Below are 16,782 nucleotides of genomic sequence, written 5' to 3'. Positions count from 1 at the left end.
GACGCCCTGATCACCGACTGGCAGCATTTTTAGCATTGCCAAAACAATCGCGATCACATTTTCTCCATAAAATGTTCGTTTATCATTTTTTCATGCTCTAATATGAGCGAAATCAAACATTGCTGTCATGGCAACACAAAATAAGAAAGAGTAGGTGAACATGAGCGAACATTATGATCTGGTCGTCGTTGGCGGCGGCATCAATGGGGTGGGCATTGCGGCTGATGCAGCGGGTCGGGGTCTGAAGGTTGCCCTGTTCGAGGCACAGGATCTCGCCTCTGCCACCTCCTCCAACTCCAGCAAGCTTATCCACGGTGGCTTGCGTTACCTCGAACATTACGAATTCCGGCTGGTGAAAGAGGCGCTGGCGGAGCGGGAAGTGCTGCTCGGCATGGCCCCCCACATCGCCCGTCCCATGCGTTTTCGGCTGCCCCACCGCCCGCACCTGCGTCCGGCCTGGATGATCCGCGCCGGTCTGTTCCTGTATGACAACCTGGCCAAGCGCGACAAGCTCAAGGGCAGTTGCGGCGTGCGCTTCCTGCCGCAAGACGGCCTCAAGAGCGGCATCAACAAGGGCTTCGAATACTCGGATGCCTGGGTCGATGACGCTCGCCTGGTGGTGCTCAATGCCATGATGGCCCGCGACAAGGGTGCCGACGTGCAGACCCGTACCCGCTGCGTCAAGGCGGTGCGCGGTTCCAAACACTGGACCCTGACCCTGGAGCGGGAAGGGGGCGAGCAGTTCACCGTCACCTGCCGCGGTCTGGTTAATGCGGCCGGCCCCTGGGTCAAGACCTTCTATGACGAGAGCCTGCACGAAAAATCTCCCCGTGGCATCCGCCTCATCAAGGGCAGCCACATCATAGTGCCGCGCATCCATGAGCGCGAAGAGGCCTATATCCTGCAAAACGAAGACAACCGCATCGTCTTCGTCATCCCCTATCAGCAGGACTACTCCCTCATCGGCACCACGGACGTGGAGCATCACGGCAGCCCGCGGGAAGCGAAGATCAGCGATGCCGAGATCAGCTACCTGTGCAAGGTGGTCAACGCCCACTTCACCCGCCAGATAGCGCCCAAAGAGGTCATCTGGACCTATGCCGGCGTGCGCCCGCTGTGCGATGACGAATCCGATTCCCCCCAGGCGGTGACCCGCGACTACACCCTGGAGCTCTCCGGCGAGTCCGACGGCGCGCCGCTCCTGTCCGTGTTTGGCGGCAAGCTCACCACCTATCGCAAGCTGGCCCAGGCCGCCTGCAACAAGCTCAAGCCCTGGTTCAGCCAGATGGGTGAGGACTGGACCGCGAGCAGCCGTCTGCCCGGTGGCGAGTTCGACTGCTCCACCACAGAGCTGGCCCGCGCCTACCTGCTCGAGTTCGACTGGCTGGATGAGCGCAACGCCCGTCGCATCGCCGAGGCCTATGGCAGTCATGCCCGCCTCTGGTTGCACGAAGAGCGCGGCCAGCACTTTGGCGCCGGCCTGTACGAATCGGAAGTGCGTTATCTGATGAGCCGCGAGTGGGCCCATTCGATGGAAGATATATTGTGGCGCCGCAGCAAGCTGGGGCTGCGTCTATCCCAGCCTGAGCAGCAGCAACTGCACGCCTGGCTGGAGCAACACCAGCACGCCCTGCCCAAGGCCAGCTGATGAAGAGGCGGGCGGCCCCTTGGTCGCCCGTCGTTAAAATGCAATAAACCTCTGTTATAACAATAACCTACACCCAATAAACAATAACAAAGAGCACCGCGCATGAAAAAACTCTCTCTCTCCCTGATCGCCCTTGGCCTGGGGGCGGCCCTCGCATTGCCCGTTCTGGCTGCCGATGAAGGTAAAATCGTGATCGCCCACCGTGGCGCCTCCGGCTACCTGCCCGAGCACACCCTGGAATCCAAGGCGCTGGCCTATGGCATGGGGGCCGACTATCTGGAGCAGGATCTGGTGATGACCAGGGATGACCAGCTGGTGGTGATGCACGATCACTTCCTCGACGGCATCACGGACGTGGCCGAGCGCTTCCCCGGCCGGGCCCGTCCGGACGGTCGCTACTATGTGGTGGACTTTACCCTGGCCGAGGTGCGCTCCCTGCGCATGACTGAGCCGTTCCAGCTGGTGGATGGCAAGCAGGTGCCCGTTTATCCGGCCCGCTTCCCGTTGTGGAAGTCCAGCTTCAAGATCCACACCTTCCAGGAAGAGATAGAGATGATCCAGGGGCTCAACAAGAGCACCGGCAAAAACATAGGTATCTACCCGGAGATCAAGGCTCCCTGGCTGTTCCGCCACGAGGGCAAGGACATCTCCAAGGCAGTGCTCAAGGTGCTGAAGGAGTACGGCTACACCAGCAAGAACGACAAGGTCTATCTGCAGTGCTTCGATGCCGACGAGCTCAAGCGCATCAACAGCGAGCTGATGCCCGCCATGGGGATGGACTTGAAACTGGTGCAGCTGATGGCCGAGACCGACTGGAACGAGACCATGGTCTATGACGCCAAGGGCAAAGCAACCCCTTACGACTATGACTGGATGTTCAAGCCGGGCGCCATGAAGACCATAGCCGGCTACGCGGAAGGGATAGGCCCCTGGAAGCCGATGATAGTCACTGAGCCGGGTACCCTGGGCAAACCAGTGTTTACCAATATGGTGAAAGAGGCCCATGCCGCCGGTCTCAAGGTGCATCCTTATACCTTCCGCCAGGATGAGGGGCAGATCCCGGCCTATGCCAAGGACTTCAGCGACCTGCTCAACATCTTCCTCTATCAGGCCGATGTGGACGGGGTGTTCAGCGACTTCCCGGACAAGGCGGTCGAAGCCATCAAGGCACACGGCAAATCATAAAAGAAGAGCAACACGGGAACGCAAGCGGGGCCAGGTGCCCCGCTTTTTTTATAAAATGGAGGCAAGCACCGGGGTGGGATTATGGTCTAGCAGCGCTGACGGCAGTATTAGGGTGTAACCATATGTTTACGATATTGTCAGGTCAGGGGCTTTTTACCCGCTACTTTCTGGCTGTTCAGGTCGCCTTTCTGGTCGTTTATCCACCGGTTAGACAGTTAACCCGCTAGTTTCACTTGATTGTTTGTTTTTCCTTGGTAAGGTGAGGGCGGTTGCGTAACAAAGTGCTGACTTGTGTAAATAAAATAATACACTCAGTGCAATTGGCTTAAATACTGTAGAGAGAATGAGAAAATGCAAAGAGACCCCCTGAACAACATCCATATCCAGTCCGAACAAGTGATGATCACGCCTGCTCAGCTCAAGGAGAAGCTACCCATCTCCGACCAGGCGCTGGCATTCGTGCAAGGGGCCCGCACTACCATAGCCGACATCATCCACCGTCGCGATCACCGCCTGCTGGTGATCTGTGGACCCTGTTCCATCCACGACATGGACGCCGCCAAAGAGTACGCAACCAGACTCAAAGCGCTGCATGATGCCTACCAGGATTCTCTCTACATTGTCATGCGGGTCTACTTTGAGAAGCCGCGCACCACGGTCGGCTGGAAAGGGTTCATCAATGACCCGAACCTGGATGGTACCTTCGATGTGGAGCTGGGGCTGCATCGCGCCCGCGAGCTGCTCTGCTGGCTGGCGGAGCTGGAGTTGCCGCTGGCGACCGAGGCGCTCGACCCCATCAGCCCGCAATACCTGGCGGAGCTCTTCTCCTGGTCGGCCATAGGTGCACGCACCACAGAATCCCAGACCCACAGGGAGATGGCGTCCGGCCTCTCCATGCCGGTGGGCTTCAAGAACGGCACAGACGGCAACCTGGGTACCGCCATCAATGCGCTGCAGGCGGCTTCCAGCCCCCACGCCTTCATGGGGATCAACCAGCAGGGCCAGGTCGCCTTGCTGCAGACCCAGGGCAACCCGGATGGCCACGTGATACTGCGCGGCGGCAAGCACCCGAACTACGACTCGGTCAATGTGTCGCTGGCGGAAGAGGCGTTGGAGAAAGCGGGCCTGCTGCCCGGCCTGGTGGTGGATTGTAGCCACGGCAACTCCAGCAAGGATCACCGCCTGCAGCCCAAGGTGGCCGACAACGTCATCCACCAGATCCAGGAGGGCAACCGCTCCATCATAGGGGTGATGCTCGAATCCAACCTGTTCGAGGGCAATCAGTCCAGCGAGCAGCCCAAGGAGCAGATGCGCTACGGCGTCTCCATCACGGATGCCTGCATCGACTGGGATAGCACAGCCAATCTGCTGGCGCGATGCCATCGCGAGCTGGCGGCGCCGCTCAGGGGCAGAACCGGGCGTTAAGCCGTGGTATCTTGTCGTAACTGATTGAACCATAGAGGTATCACCGCCCATGCAGTGATACCTTGTTGCCTCTTGAATCACAGGGCGCCGCCGCCAGCGGCGCCAGCAGGGACTGGATATGGCTGAAGAGTTGAATGCCCTCAGGGACAAGATAGATGCGGTGGACAGGCAGCTGATCGATCTGCTGGCTGCCCGTCTGGCCCTGGTGGGGGAAGTGGGTGAGGTGAAGAGCCGCCATGGCCTGCCCATCTATGCGCCGGACAGGGAGGCGAGCATGCTGGCCCGCCGCCGAGCCGAGGCCGAGCTGCTGGGGGTGCCCGGCGATCTCATCGAAGACGTGCTGCGCCGGGTGATGCGCGAATCCTACATCCTCGAATCGGCCAGCGAAAAAGAGAACCACTTCAAGTGCATGAAACCGGAGCTTGGCAAGGTGGTCATCATAGGCGGCCAGGGCCAGCTGGGCCGCTTGTTCGGCCAGATGTTCGGCCTCTCCGGCTACCGGGTCGAGACCCTGGAACAAGCCGATTGGCCAAGGGCTGACGCCATCCTGGCCGATGCGGGTCTGGTGATGGTGGCCGTGCCCATCGATATCACCTGCCAGATCATCGACCGGCTCGGCAACTTGCCCGCCGACTGTCTGCTGGTGGATGTCACCAGCGTGAAGGTGGCGCCGCTTGAGCACATGCTGGCGGTGCACAAAGGCCCGGTGTTAGGGCTGCACCCCATGTTCGGACCGGATGTGGCGAGTCTCGCCAAGCAGGTGATCGTCTGCTGTCAGGGCCGTGACGCGGCCGCCAGTCAGTGGCTGCTGGATCAGATGACCATCTGGGGCGCCCGTCTGCAACAGGTGGAAGCCAAGGCTCACGACGAGGCCATGACCCTCATCCAGGCACTGCGCCACTTCGCCACCTTCGCCTACGGCTGGCACCTGTCGCGGGAGCGGGCCAATCTGGATCGCCTGCTGAGTCTGAGCTCCCCCATCTACCGGCTGGAGCTGGCCATGGTGGGGCGGCTGTTTGCCCAGGACCCCGAGCTCTATGCCGACATCATATTGTCGTCCCCGCAGAATCTGGCGATGATCCGCCGCTACTACCAGAACTTTGGCGAGGTGCTGGGGTTGCTGGAGCAGGGGGACAGGGCCGGCTTCATCGATGCCTTCTCGCAGGTGTCCGGCTTCTTCGGCGAACATGCCGACGAGTTCCTGCGCGAGAGCCGCATGCTGCTGGCCCAGGCCAACGACCGCCGCCAGCACGGCTGATGCGATCGCACACAAGCATCATAAAAAAGGGGCCTGTTCGGCCCCTTTTCTGTCTGTGCTGTCCGGCCCGAGGTTACTCGGGCTGCGGCAGGCGCAGATCGGCGCCATCCCAACCGAGCGGCAAGGTCAGCAGTTGATCGATCAGCTCCCGGCGATCGGATTTCTCCAGATAGGCGAGGTAGAGCGGACGACTGAGCGGCTGCCCCCCCTCCACCAGATGCAGCCGTCCCTGCTCCAGGAAGGGGCTCACCATGCGCCGCGGCAGATAGGCGGCGCCACCATTGGCCAGCACGAACTGCAGCGCCATGTTGGCGGAGCTCGAGTGCAGCACAGGGGTCTTTTGCAGGCTCTGCAAGCGGCTGGGCTGCGGCTCGAAGCTGGTGCCCCAATCCAGATGAATGTGGGGCATCTGCATCAGGCTGTCGGCGTTGGCGGCGGCATCCCGGCTCACCAGTTCGAACACCAGCTCGCCTATGGGGTGCAGGGCTATCTCGTCGATCTTGGTCGGCTCGGAGAGCAGGGCGAGATCGAGGGAGCGCTCCAGCAACTGGCGGCACAGGTGCTCGCGGGAAGCCGTTTCGAGCCGCACCGCGAGGCCGGGGGCCAGCGCATAGACATGGTTGAGCCAGTCGTTGAAATCGAGCTCCCAAAACACGGCGGGCGCACCTATGGCGAGCTGCTGGCTGAAACCGGGGGAGAGGGCCACATCCTGTCTGGCGCGGCCCAGGGTGTGCAAGATGGCGTCTGCATAGGGCAGCAGACGCTCACCGGAGGCGGTCAGGCGGATGTTGTTGCGATGACGGGCAAACAGACTGACCCCGAGTTGCTGCTCGAGCTGGCGGATCCGAAAGCTCACCGCCGACTGGGTCAGGTAGAGATTCTCAGCAGCCCGGCCAAAGTGCCGGGTCTTGCTGACCTCGATAAAGGTCCGAAGCAGTTCGGTATCCATTAATCGATGGACTCGTCGCTGCCGCCACCACTGCCACCTTCAAACCCGCCGCCACCGGTTTCCTCGTTGGCGCCACCCGCGACTGTGCACAGACGATGCACGCGCTTGGGACCTATCACCTTCAGATACTTGAACCACACCTTGGCGTGGGGGTTGCTGCCGGCGGCGCCGGATTTGATCTGTTCGAGAAAGGCGCTTTCTATGTCATCGCGCGGCGTCAGGTTGCCCTGATAGAGCGCCAGCATGGCGGTGCCGTATTTTTCCAGACTGTCCGCTTCGGCCACAGTGAATTCGCCACTGCGACGCAGGCCACGGGGAAAATGTTTGAAGTCGTTGAAACGCTTGTCGGATTCGAAGCTCATAGTGCTCTTTTTCTGGTTAGTTTGACCTTTGCGGGCAAGTATCATCAGGCCGTCGCAGAGTGCAAAATCAATTTTTTCACTATATGGATAAAACTCTTTCATCGAAAGTGATTTCGCCATGATCCAGTGGGCATTCAGGGGAGACAGGAGCAAAAAAGCGAGAAAAAAAGCGGAGTTATGTCAGGTTCTGTAAAGGTTTGGCGCGCGGGGCAGACGATTTCGGGCCAAAAATAAAGCGCCATTCGGCGCTCTATTTTACATCAATCATGAACCAAAGCGGGAGGTTTGGTCTCGATGGAGACTTACTCTATCATGGCCGGCTGGGCCAGGTTGTCGGCACGCCACAGACGGTAGCGCACTTCATACTCCTGCGGGACGTAGAGCACGAACGGCAGCTTGGAGTTGTAGTTCACGAAGAAGCCCTGACCGTAGATCTGGACGAAGGTCTCTTTCTTCTGGCCATCCGGGCAGGCCATCAGGGTGCTGATGGGATCGGACACCTTGCCGAGCATCAGGTAGTTGTAGCCCCAGCCCTTGACGCTGTGCTGCTCCAGATTGCCCGCGAAGCGCGGCACATTGCAATCGACCATCATTTTCTTGCCGACCTGCAGCTCGACCATCATGTCGGCTTCGTTCTCGACTTCCGGCAGGCGGATCACGACACGTTCCTGGTTTACTTCGGCGGCCGGGAACATGCTGATATCAAATTTTTTCGGTTCGGCGGCGAAGGCATGGCCGCCCAGCAACAAGGCGCCCAGCAGGCTAAAACGCAATACGGTTTTCATCTGTACCTCATGGGGTTGGTTCAACGCCGCTAGACTAACCGCTCTGCCCGTTTCATGCCAGCGATCTGCGGTGCAAATCATGCCGGATCCGGCACAGGATGACGTGTTCTGGCTGTTTTCTGACAGGGCGCACACTCCTTGTACGCCTCACCGGCAAGGGGCTGGGGTGGCCGGAAGCGGATCCTGTTTTCAGCAGTACCCCCGGCCACCCCTGCGCACTCAGCGTACCAGGAGCAGCTGCTTGGCCCAGGCGCCAGGCGCCCGCATGCCAACGGCGCCACTGGTGATATCCAGATAGGCGACGCTCTTGCTGGCCGGCACCGGGGTCGAGGACCAGAGATAGACGTAACCGTCGTTGACCTCTTTCCCTTCCCCGGCCATGGCGCGGGGGAATATGGTTTCGTTCAGCGCAGGCTTGTAGCAGGCGGACTCCAGCACGCTGGTCAGCTCCTTGATGGTGGGCAGGCGCCAATCCCGGTAGCCGCCAAAGCCGTACAGGGCATGGCTGGGCTCGGTGCGGATCCGCTCTGCCGTCAGCAGGGCCTGCTGCCAGTAAAGCCGGGTCGGCTCGCCGCTGCAGCTCTGGTCGCGCCAGGTCTGGCCGAGCTGGCAGCGCATCCAGGTCAGGCCCGTGCTCCTGTCCGTGACTGTGCCGTTGCCGCGATCGATGAAGCGGGCGGTGGGGCTGGTTCTGGGCATGGTGTCATCGCAGATGGCGGTGGCCAGGGCGAGGGGGCTGCCGAGGGTCAGCAGCAGGGTCAACATCAATCGGTTCATCGGGTTACCTCCGCCACCAGTCGCAGTTGCAGACCGTTGGCATCATCGCTGTTTTGAACTGTGGTGGCGTAGTCGGTGCCGGCGTCATCGCCGAGGAAGATATGGGCGATGGCGCTCAGGGGGGCGCTCTCCAGCCGACGGGACGGGGTCAGGGTCTGGCTCCAGTAGTAGCCGCTGAAATCCTTGGTCGTGGTGCCGACATCGGGGAAGTAGCGCACATCCAGGGTGACCAGCTGGCCATACTGGCGGGCGAGCGAGCCGTAGTGTTGCAGGCTCATCAGCTCGCGCGAGTGGGGCATGCGCCAGCTGGTGATGCCGCACAGCTGCTGGGCGTTGAGCCACTGGCGATACTGCTCCGTGGTACAGATGGCCTCGCCTTGCGGGCAGGCGTAGTCGCGCTCCTCCTGGGTGGGGTGATAGTCGCCAAGCTCCCAGGCGAAGGTGCGGTGCAGATCGCGGGGGCTTTTCCCATCATCCTGCTTTTTCTCCCAGATGAGGCGGGTAGTGAGATCCTCCACACACTCCCAGACGGGGGCGTCATCCGGCAGGGGCTGGCCCTTGCCATCCAGCTTGCGATAGCGCAGGGGGGCCTTGTTCAGGCTGGCCTCCTGGCCCGGGTGGTCGGCGGGCTCCTCGGTGAGCAGGTAGTCGACGCCATCCGTGTAGGTAGTGACGCCGCTGCCGGTGACCAGGGGATGGGAGTATTGCTGTTGCAGCAGGCGGGAGACGCTCTCCTGCAGGCTGGTCAGCTCGCCGTGCTGGGCGAAGTGGCTGGCCAGCTCGGGCAGCAGGCTGCCGAGGGCCGGCCACACCACGGCTTGCACGAGGACGGGCGAAAGGTCCGATATTCCTGGATCGGCATCGATCACCGCCTGCAGCAGTTGCCCCAGCGCCAGGTTGAAGTCGGCCAGTTGCGACAGGGCGGCCAGCCCCTGACCCGGTTGCAGCGGTGCCAGCGCGCTCAGCATCTGGTCGAGTGCCTGTTTGGGGGGATGTCCCTCGGCGATGCGGCTTTGCAGCAGGGTGCTGAGCAGGCTGGGAGTCAGAGTCTGGCCATCCAGTCGGGCGGCCGGATGCAGCAGCGTCGGCGCCGCCGGATTGGTTGGCAGGAACAGCAGCGGACTGGTCAGCAGGGCGGGGGAGGTGCCGCTCAGCTGACGGGCACCGGCCACGCCGCTGACGCCGGGCTCCCCCTCATCACAACTGGTGTTCTGGTTGAGATTGACGCACAGGGTGCCACTTTCGGGCAGATTGACGTTCAGGGTATAGGCTGGCGCCGCCAGCGGTGCCTCATCCGAGCCACCGCCACCGCAGGCGGTGAGCAGGGGGGCCAGCAGGCAGGCCAGACGGGAATAGGTTGGGTTCATCTCTTGTCCTTGGGAAGGGGCTTTGGGCCCCTTCTTCTTATATATGGGTGGGTTACTCAGCCGCGCCTGCGAAGGCGGCGCCAGACTGCCAGCGGCAGCAGCCAGAGCAGGTTGGCGGCGCCACCGCCGCTGCTGTCGGAAACGTTGAAATGGATGATGCCGTCATCCGGCGGGGCGACCGGTTCACCACACTGGGCGCCGATGCGCTGGCTGATGCTCCAGCCATTGATGCGGCCCTGGTGCCCGGGTTTGCTGTCCACCACTTCCAGCGTCCATCTGCCGGCCAGCGGCTCTCCCAGCAAGGGGGTGAAGGGTTGCAGGGACTGCAGCTCGGTGGGGAAGAGCCCCTTCAGCCGTGGCAAGGGGCTGTAGCCCTTGTCCCAGATCTGGATGCGGGTGCCGGAGGGGGAGTTGAGCCAGATCTCCAGCTCATCCAGGGCATCGTGTTGCAGATCCAGGCTCAGTTGCAGCTGCTCACTCACCTTGGCACTGCTCTGCTCCAGCAACAGGCTGGCTTGGCTCAAGCCGCGCACCTCCTCGCTCTGGGCATCGTTGAGGAGCAGCGGCTGACCAGTGGCGCGGCTGATGATGGGCGTGCCTATGGGCAGGCTCAGTGGTTGCTGCCACTGGCGCTCGGTCGGGCTGGTCCCCGTCATGGCGAGGCTCACCGGCAGGCTCACCTCATCGCCGCAGGCCAGCGGGCTCTGGGCCAGCAGCCGCAGCGTGGTGGTGGTGCTGGCACCCACCGCCAGTGTGGTGGCTTGCCACTGATAGGGATCGGCCTGCAGCCCGGCGGGCAGGGTCAGGGTCAGCTCATTGAGGGTCACAGGCGCCGGGCCCTGGTTGGTGAGGGTCAGTTGCACGGATTGACGCTGCCCCAGCTCGATGGCGCTGCCCTCGGCCAGGGCGATATTGACCGGCGCCAGCAAGAGGCCGTGCTGGCGGAAGGCCTGCTCCAGATGGCTGGCGTAGTGACGGGCCGGGTAGAGCCGCGCCGCCGTGTCCACAGTGATGCGGGCCAGTTGCGGCATGCGAATGGCAGGGCCCAGCCCGAAGTGGGATTCGATGATGACGCGGTCAAACTCGTCCCGGGCCCCTTCGCCATGCTCGGTCACCGACGCCAGCAGGGCCTGGAACAGCGGTGTGCCCCACAACTGATCGCCGTTGCTGCCGTTGATGGTGCGGTGGGCCGGATAGCTGTAGTCCGGGTGGTAGCGGGCCCGCAGATCGTCCAGCTGGCGCGGGGTGCGGTCGGTGAAACGGGCATCCCAGTTGAACACCATGGCCGGTTCGAACTGGCGACCCGCCTCGCTGCGCTGGCGGTGGCTGGCGGCCAGGTAGTCGCTGAAACCTTCGCCGATGGCGCCCCAGTCCGCCTCGTCCCCGAGATCAGGCACTATGTGGTGTTGCACTGCGTGGCCGAACTCGTGCCAGATCACCATGGGATCCTCGGCATCGGGCACGCCGCTGCGACCCAGCTCCAGCCGGCGCTCGAACGGATCGTAGAGGGAGTTGTCCTGATAGCCGGCCTCTGTGTCTATGTCGAGGGCCCCCGGGATGAGCCCGCTAAAGCCCAGCTTCTTGAGGTGGCGCTGGGCCAAGTCCAGATGGTAATAGGCGTTGATGTCGGCGAAGCCCCGATCGTCCCGGGTCAGCCGAAACGCATGCGGGGTGTCGCCGCTGAAGGGGGCCGTATCGGGCTCCATGGCATCCACCACCCGAGCGTGAGGGCCGCTCAGCAGATAGTGGCCGCCCGCCAGGGTGACCGGCAGCGCCACCTTGTCCTGATAGGCGGCGTCCGCCAGTACCAGCTCGTCGTGCCAGACCAGGCTGGCGTCTTGCAACTGGGTGCGGGGATCCGGGTCGAACACGCGTGCTTCCACCTGGGTGTCGCCGGCGTCGGCGGTGCGGCTGGCCCGGGTGCTGGCCGCATCCATCCAGCGGCCCAGCTCTCGGCTGCCGTCGCAACTGGCGAACAGCTGCACATAGCTGGCCTTGGCGTTGCCCGCCTGGTGCTCGCGCACCCGCTGGCGCAGGGCGGGCACCAGGGTGTCGCCGTCGCGCCAGTACCAGGCCTCGACCGCGCCCAGCGTGTCGATCTCGTTGCCCGCATCGCGCAACTGGCCGAGCAAGGGATCCAGGTTGCCGCTGGCATCGCAGCCGGGCTCACTGCTCTGCAGGGGGCGGCTGTTGTGATAGAGGCGCCAGGGCTTGCCGGCCAGATCGACACTGACGGCGGCCTGGATGGTGGCCACCGGCAGGCCGTTGACCAGCTGGCGGAAGCTGTAGTGATGGCCGAGCAGGCTGGCCCTGTCGTAGTCGGGGGCGAGCGTGACGCCGAGGCGCTGTTCGAGCCACTGCTGTGGCGTCGTGGTCAGCGGTTGTTCATCGACAAACTGCAGCTCGGCCGCCAGCAGAGGCTGGGAGAGCAAGGTCGCCAGCCAGAGGGCCAGGGAAGAGGGTTTCATGGTTTACTCCAACACAAAAATGAGAAAAGGGATCACTGGCTGACACCCGCCAGGGTGAGCAGGAAGGCATACTCGCGGGCCGCCTGCTGGCGCGCCGTGCCGGCGCTGGCCTGGTGGCCGCTGTCGAGGGCCGTGCTCAGCAGATAGGGGCCCGTGCCTGTGCTGTGCTCCCGCAACCGGGCGACCCACTTGAGCGGCTCCCAGTAGGGCACCTGGCTGTCGTGCAGTCCGGCCGTCACATAGACGGGGGGATAAGGGGCCGCGTGCAGGTTGTCGTAAGGGCTCAGGCGGCGCATGGCGGCATAGTCGGCGGGGATGGCCGGGTTGCCCCACTCGGCGTACTCCTGACGGGTGAGCGGCAGTTCGGGATCGCTCATGGTGCCGATGAGATCGACGAAGGGCACCTGCAACACGGCTCCGGCGAAGCGGGTTGGTGCCTGGTTAAGGGCCGCCGCCACCAGCAGGCCACCGGCGCTGCCGCCCATGGCAAACAGCCGGGCGGGGTCGATGGCGGGATCCCGGGCCAGCGTATTGGCCACGGTCAGGAAGTCGTCCACGCTGTGCTGCTTGTGGCGACCACGCCCCGCCAGATACCACGCATCCCCCAGCATGCCGCCGCCACGCACGTGGGCGATGGCGTAGACGAAGCCGCGATCCAGCAGGCTCAGCACCTGCGGCTGGTAGTAGGGGCGCATGGGGGTACCGTAGGCGCCATAGCCGTAGAGCAGCAGCGCCTTGGGAGTGTGGATGTCCTTGCGCCATACCAGGGAGACCGGCACCTTGACACCATCCTTGCCCACTACCCAGCGGCGCTCGCTCTGGTAGGGGGAAGGGAGGACGGCCCGGGTGTCCGGCAGCCAGCGGCCGCTGGCGAGATCGAGCAGGCGCTGGTGCGGCGGCTCGGCCATGCCCTGGCGGCGGATCAGGATCTGCCCGCTGGCGGGGTCGTGGGCGCCCTGGATCCAGGCCGTGCCGGCCCCCTCGGTCAGCAGCAGACGATGGCTGAGCCGGCCGCGGCCATCCAGCACATCGAGCCAGTCATCCCCGTGATGGCGATACTGTAGCACCGTGTAGCCGGCAAACAGGCGCCACTTCTCGAGACTCTTGTCCTCGCCGGACCAGAGTGGTTGCCAGCGGCCCTCGGCCACCTGTGTCAGACTGGTCACCTGATAAAGGCCGAGGGCACCATCTTTGTTGCTCTTGATGAGCACCCGCTCCCCCTGGGTATCCAGGTAGTACTCGAGCCCGGCCTGACGGGCCTTGAGCAGAGAGGGTGTCCCCTCGTCCAGCAGGTACTGCTCCGAGCTGTCGTGGTTGTTGCTCTGCAGCAGCAGGTGGCGCCTGTCCGTGGTGCGATAGAGGCTGAGCAGCCAGGCGGGATCGGCCTCCTGGTGTACTAGCCGCTCCTTGCCATCCTGCCAGGCCCACAGCTGCCAGGGGCGCAAGGTGCGGCGCTCGTTGGCAAGGGTGTAGAGGGTCTTGCCATCCAGGCTCCAGAGCAGATCGGCGGCTCGGTGCGCCAGAGTAGCGAGAGTCTTGCCATCGGCCAGATCGAGCAAGGTGATGCGGTAGTCCCGATCGCCGCGCAGATCTTCGGCCAGCGCCAGCCAGCGCCCGTTCGGGTACAGGGCCCAGCTGGCGAGCTCGTAGTAGCCGCTGGCCGGCTGGCGGGCTGCCAGCCGTTGGCGGGGCTCAGCCTGCTCGCCGTCTCGCTGCCACAGGCTGCCGTCGGCTTCCATCCGCCACTGGCTGCCCGCCTCGCGCAGCCACTCTTGCGGCATGGACTCGCCGCGCGTTTGTGCCTGCCACTCGGCCTGCAGCGCCTGCTCCAGCGGTCGCTGCGCGGCGAGCTGCTGCTCGGTCCAGCGGTTCTGCTCGCCCAGCAGGGCCAGCAGGGCGGGATCCTGACGGCTGTCGTCGCGCCAGCCGCCATAGGGATCGAGCCGGGCCCGCTCTCCCGACATCGGCAGCGGGCGGTGAGGAATAAGCGGGGCCACGAGCGGCGCCGAGGTGGCGACGGCCTGGCTCTGGGTATCGGCAGGTGCAAGGGCGACAGGCTGGGCGGGCGCCGGATTGGCCAGCAGGCTGGCCAGCATCAGGAGTGCGTGCATCAGAGCCCCACAAAGGTGTAGCGCAGGCTGGCGCTCAGGGAGCGGCCCGTCTGGGTGTAGAGGCCCGCATCCGTGCCTGCTTCCAGCCCGGCGACGTCCTGATAGCGGGTGTAGCGGGTGTCGAGCAGGTTGTCGAGCTTGAGGTTGGCCTTGAGGGCGTCGGTGATCTGCCAGTCGGCGGTCAGGGCGAAGCTGAGCCAGCCTGCGGTTTTCAGGCACTCGCCCTGCTGCTGTGTCAGGCTGTTGCCACAGCTGGGCACCCGGCTCATGGCGGCGGCGTAGTCGGCCTGCAGCCCCAGGCTCCAGTCGTTGGCCTGATAGCTGAGGCGGGTGTTGCCCTCGAGCGGCGTGAGGTTGCGCGGCGATTCGCCCTGGCTGGTCTTGCCGTCGACCCAGCCCAGCTTGGTGGCCAGCTCCCACTGCTGGGTCAGCCAGTAGCTGGCGGCGATCTCGGCGCCCCAGGTTTCGGACTTGGCGACGTTGCGGTATTGACGCAGCATGACTCCGTCGCTCAGGCGAAAGCCCACCTGACGCCAGTCGACGAAGTTGTAGTAGCGGTTGTAGAACAGGGCCGGCTTGATGCTCCACTCATCCCCTTCGCCGCTCACCCCCCACTCGAAGCTGTGGCTGGTCTCCTCCTTGAGGTTAGGGTTGGCGATGATCTCGAACGGCGGCAGGGCAAAGTAGTGGGGAATGTTGCCGTACACCTTGTCGTAGGAGGGGGCGCTGAAGCCGTTGGCGTAGCTCAGCCAGCTGCGCCACTGCTCGTTGAAGCGGTAGCTGGTGGCCAGGCTCGGCGAAATATGCCAGCTGTGGTTGCTCTCGCCCCGGCCATCCTGCGGGCTCAGCCACTGCTGATCCATGCGCAGGGTCGGGGTGAACTGCCACTGGCCCAGGGTCGCCACGTCACCCAGCCAGATGCCGGCCCGATCGGTGCGGGCGCTGCTGAAGGGAGCGGACTGGGTGGGCTGGGGAATGCCGGCTTCCAGCATCAGTTTTTCCACCGGTCGCTCGTGCCGGGTGCGCGCCAGCTCGATGCCGTAGCTCAGCTTGTGCTCGATGGCACCGGTGACCAGATCACGGCGGATATCCAGCTCGCTGCCGATCAGGTGTTCGGTGAAGGTGGCCAGCTCCCGCTCGCTGCGATAGCGGGGGTAGCCGCTCAGCTCGTCATTTTGCAGCAGGCTGCGCTTGTTGGCGGTGTTCTTGGCGTAGTTGCCGTGCAGGTTCCAGGTAAAACGGTCGGCCAGCGGGTGGCCGAGATCCTGCGCCTCCCAGCTCAGCTTGCCGCCCTGGGAGCGCTGGGTGCCGTTCTCGCGATACTGGCGCACCTGCCACTTGCCGTCGGGCTGGGGAATTTCGCGCGGCCCCTGATCCCGCTTGGCATTGTCTTCGAAGTAGTCGAGCTCGAGGCGCAGCAGATGCTGTTCATTGAGGGTCAGGCTGGAGCTGGTGGAGGCGCTGAGGCCATCGAGATCCGCCGGGATGCGGCTCTGGTCGTAGTTGGCGGTCTCGTGTCCCTGCCAGCCGGAGAGGCGCAGCAGGTGGGCGCTCTCGCCCCAGCGGGCGGCGCCGGTGGCGCTCAGTTTCTGCTTATCGCTGCTGCCGTCGTGCAGCACCTTGCTGCTGAGGTAGGCATCCTGCCCCTGCAGGTAATCTTCCGGCTGCTTGGTGGTGATGACCACGGTGCCGCCGATGGCGTCCGAGCCGTGCAGGGCGGAGCCGGCCCCCTTGGCCACCTCGATCTGCTTGACGTCATCGAGATCGAAGCTGAAACGGCCCACCTTGTCGTTGAGGTCGTCGGCGCCGAAGCCGTCGCTGACCCTGACCCCGTCCTTGATGATCAGCACCCGGTTGCCGCCGATGCCGCGGATGCTGATGTTCTGCGGCCGGCCCGCCGAGCCGGTCACAGAGACGCCGGGCTCGTTCTTGAACACGTCTGTGAGCTCGGTGGCGATTTGGCGCTCCAAGTCCTCTTCGGTGATGACTGTGATGGAGCCGGAGATGTCGGACAGTTTCTGTTCGACCCGCTGACCCTTGACGACTATGGTCTCGCGCGCCTTGGGCTGGGTGGTGCCGGAGGTGTCTATTCCGGCGGGATCGCCGGCGGCCAGCGCTGTACCGGACAGCAGCATGGGCCAGTAGTGAAGCAGTGTTTTCATGTTGAGAATAATTATTATTTGAGCCTGAAGGCCGCGGATTATTGCAGAGAGGTACAGCCAGATCAACGATTGATAATCATTATCATTTTGTTTTTATGATCCTGATCAGACTGCATTTTTTGATGAAGGCATCAGTAGCAACACGGGCCAACGTTTGCGCCCGCAGGGCGCAAGGCGGGCTGACAGGGGATGAAACGGGGGAGGGTGGCAAGGTGTTGGCGGAGGGGACTGCAGTTCATGCCAAGGCGATATCGGCAATAAAAAAACCCGCTGCAGGAGCGGGTT

At 63.6% G+C, this 16,782-nt stretch carries 12 protein-coding genes; 4 read left to right on the top strand and 8 right to left on the bottom strand.

The annotated features are described in order from the left end of the window. The first annotated feature begins 160 nt into the window (after positions 1–160). From glpD to tyrA, 4 genes are all read left to right on the top strand, one after another. Complete coding sequence (gene glpD / locus AACQ95_RS07635; RefSeq protein ID WP_098984428.1) at positions 161–1,648, top strand: glycerol-3-phosphate dehydrogenase; 1,488 nt, start codon at positions 161–163, stop codon at positions 1,646–1,648. A gap of 102 nt (positions 1,649–1,750) precedes the next feature. Further along, on the top strand, positions 1,751–2,833 hold the full coding sequence (glpQ, locus tag AACQ95_RS07630; RefSeq protein WP_098984427.1) for a glycerophosphodiester phosphodiesterase: 1,083 nt from the start codon (positions 1,751–1,753) through the stop codon (positions 2,831–2,833). Positions 2,834–3,184: 351 nt separating this feature from the next. Beyond that, on the top strand, positions 3,185–4,258 hold the full coding sequence (locus AACQ95_RS07625; protein WP_043557132.1) for a 3-deoxy-7-phosphoheptulonate synthase: 1,074 nt from the start codon (positions 3,185–3,187) through the stop codon (positions 4,256–4,258). Between the two features lie 118 nt (positions 4,259–4,376). Continuing rightward, positions 4,377–5,516, top strand: a complete 1,140-nt coding sequence (gene tyrA / locus AACQ95_RS07620; RefSeq protein ID WP_241278225.1) for a bifunctional chorismate mutase/prephenate dehydrogenase — start codon at positions 4,377–4,379, stop codon at positions 5,514–5,516. A gap of 73 nt (positions 5,517–5,589) precedes the next feature. Here the strand turns inward: tyrA and hdfR are convergent, their stop codons facing one another. The 8 genes from hdfR to AACQ95_RS07580 all read right to left on the bottom strand — a co-directional run bounded on the left by hdfR (position 5,590) and on the right by AACQ95_RS07580 (position 16,497). Next, positions 5,590–6,465 carry an HTH-type transcriptional regulator HdfR gene (gene hdfR / locus AACQ95_RS07615; RefSeq protein WP_098984425.1) on the bottom strand — a complete coding sequence of 292 codons (876 nt, stop codon included), beginning with the start codon at positions 6,463–6,465 and terminating at the stop codon, positions 5,590–5,592. Further along, positions 6,465–6,827 carry a DUF413 domain-containing protein gene (locus AACQ95_RS07610; protein ID WP_042865769.1) on the bottom strand — a complete coding sequence of 121 codons (363 nt, stop codon included), beginning with the start codon at positions 6,825–6,827 and terminating at the stop codon, positions 6,465–6,467. Before AACQ95_RS07610 ends, hdfR begins: the two co-directional genes overlap by 1 nt. A 302-nt stretch (positions 6,828–7,129) precedes the next feature. Beyond that, positions 7,130–7,612: a serine protease inhibitor ecotin gene (gene eco / locus AACQ95_RS07605; protein ID WP_043557129.1), complete on the bottom strand. Its 483-nt coding sequence runs from the start codon at positions 7,610–7,612 to the stop codon at positions 7,130–7,132. Between the two features lie 219 nt (positions 7,613–7,831). Next, on the bottom strand, positions 7,832–8,389 hold the full coding sequence (locus tag AACQ95_RS07600; RefSeq protein ID WP_241278224.1) for an Lcl C-terminal domain-containing protein: 558 nt from the start codon (positions 8,387–8,389) through the stop codon (positions 7,832–7,834). Beyond that, a complete protein-coding gene (locus AACQ95_RS07595) occupies positions 8,386–9,756 on the bottom strand; it encodes an Lcl domain-containing protein (protein ID WP_241278223.1) in 1,371 nt (456 codons plus the stop codon). Before AACQ95_RS07595 ends, AACQ95_RS07600 begins: the two co-directional genes overlap by 4 nt. A gap of 56 nt (positions 9,757–9,812) precedes the next feature. After that, positions 9,813–12,224, bottom strand: coding sequence for a proprotein convertase P-domain-containing protein (locus AACQ95_RS07590; RefSeq protein ID WP_241278222.1), 2,412 nt, complete (start codon positions 12,222–12,224; stop codon positions 9,813–9,815). A 32-nt stretch (positions 12,225–12,256) separates the two neighbouring features. Then, positions 12,257–14,335, bottom strand: a complete 2,079-nt coding sequence (locus AACQ95_RS07585) for a prolyl oligopeptidase family serine peptidase (protein WP_241278221.1) — start codon at positions 14,333–14,335, stop codon at positions 12,257–12,259. After that, positions 14,335–16,497, bottom strand: coding sequence for a TonB-dependent hemoglobin/transferrin/lactoferrin family receptor (locus AACQ95_RS07580; RefSeq protein WP_241278220.1), 2,163 nt, complete (start codon positions 16,495–16,497; stop codon positions 14,335–14,337). Before AACQ95_RS07580 ends, AACQ95_RS07585 begins: the two co-directional genes overlap by 1 nt. Positions 16,498–16,782 lie beyond the last annotated feature (285 nt).

Origin of the sequence: Aeromonas sp. MR19 (genome assembly GCF_963899305.1) — a bacterium.
In the GTDB taxonomy this organism is placed as follows: domain Bacteria; phylum Pseudomonadota; class Gammaproteobacteria; order Enterobacterales; family Aeromonadaceae; genus Aeromonas; species Aeromonas bestiarum.
This window is presented reverse-complemented; position numbering and strand designations above follow the sequence as displayed.

Bases quoted from the DNA above. Each gene is read 5' to 3' on its own strand.
- AACQ95_RS07610 (WP_042865769.1), bottom strand. From the start codon at position 6,827: ATGAGCTTCGAATCCGACAAGCGTTTCAACGACTTCAAACATTTTCCC.
- AACQ95_RS07600 (WP_241278224.1), bottom strand. From the start codon at position 8,389: ATGAACCGATTGATGTTGACCCTGCTGCTGACCCTCGGCAGCCCCCTC.
- AACQ95_RS07590 (WP_241278222.1), bottom strand. From the start codon at position 12,224: ATGAAACCCTCTTCCCTGGCCCTCTGGCTGGCGACCTTGCTCTCCCAG.
- AACQ95_RS07625 (WP_043557132.1), top strand. From the start codon at position 3,185: ATGCAAAGAGACCCCCTGAACAACATCCATATCCAGTCCGAACAAGTG.
- AACQ95_RS07585 (WP_241278221.1), bottom strand. From the start codon at position 14,335: ATGCACGCACTCCTGATGCTGGCCAGCCTGCTGGCCAATCCGGCGCCC.
- AACQ95_RS07595 (WP_241278223.1), bottom strand. From the start codon at position 9,756: ATGAACCCAACCTATTCCCGTCTGGCCTGCCTGCTGGCCCCCCTGCTC.
- glpQ (WP_098984427.1), top strand. From the start codon at position 1,751: ATGAAAAAACTCTCTCTCTCCCTGATCGCCCTTGGCCTGGGGGCGGCC.
- eco (WP_043557129.1), bottom strand. From the start codon at position 7,612: ATGAAAACCGTATTGCGTTTTAGCCTGCTGGGCGCCTTGTTGCTGGGC.
- AACQ95_RS07580 (WP_241278220.1), bottom strand. From the start codon at position 16,497: ATGAAAACACTGCTTCACTACTGGCCCATGCTGCTGTCCGGTACAGCG.
- hdfR (WP_098984425.1), bottom strand. From the start codon at position 6,465: ATGGATACCGAACTGCTTCGGACCTTTATCGAGGTCAGCAAGACCCGG.
- glpD (WP_098984428.1), top strand. From the start codon at position 161: ATGAGCGAACATTATGATCTGGTCGTCGTTGGCGGCGGCATCAATGGG.
- tyrA (WP_241278225.1), top strand. From the start codon at position 4,377: ATGGCTGAAGAGTTGAATGCCCTCAGGGACAAGATAGATGCGGTGGAC.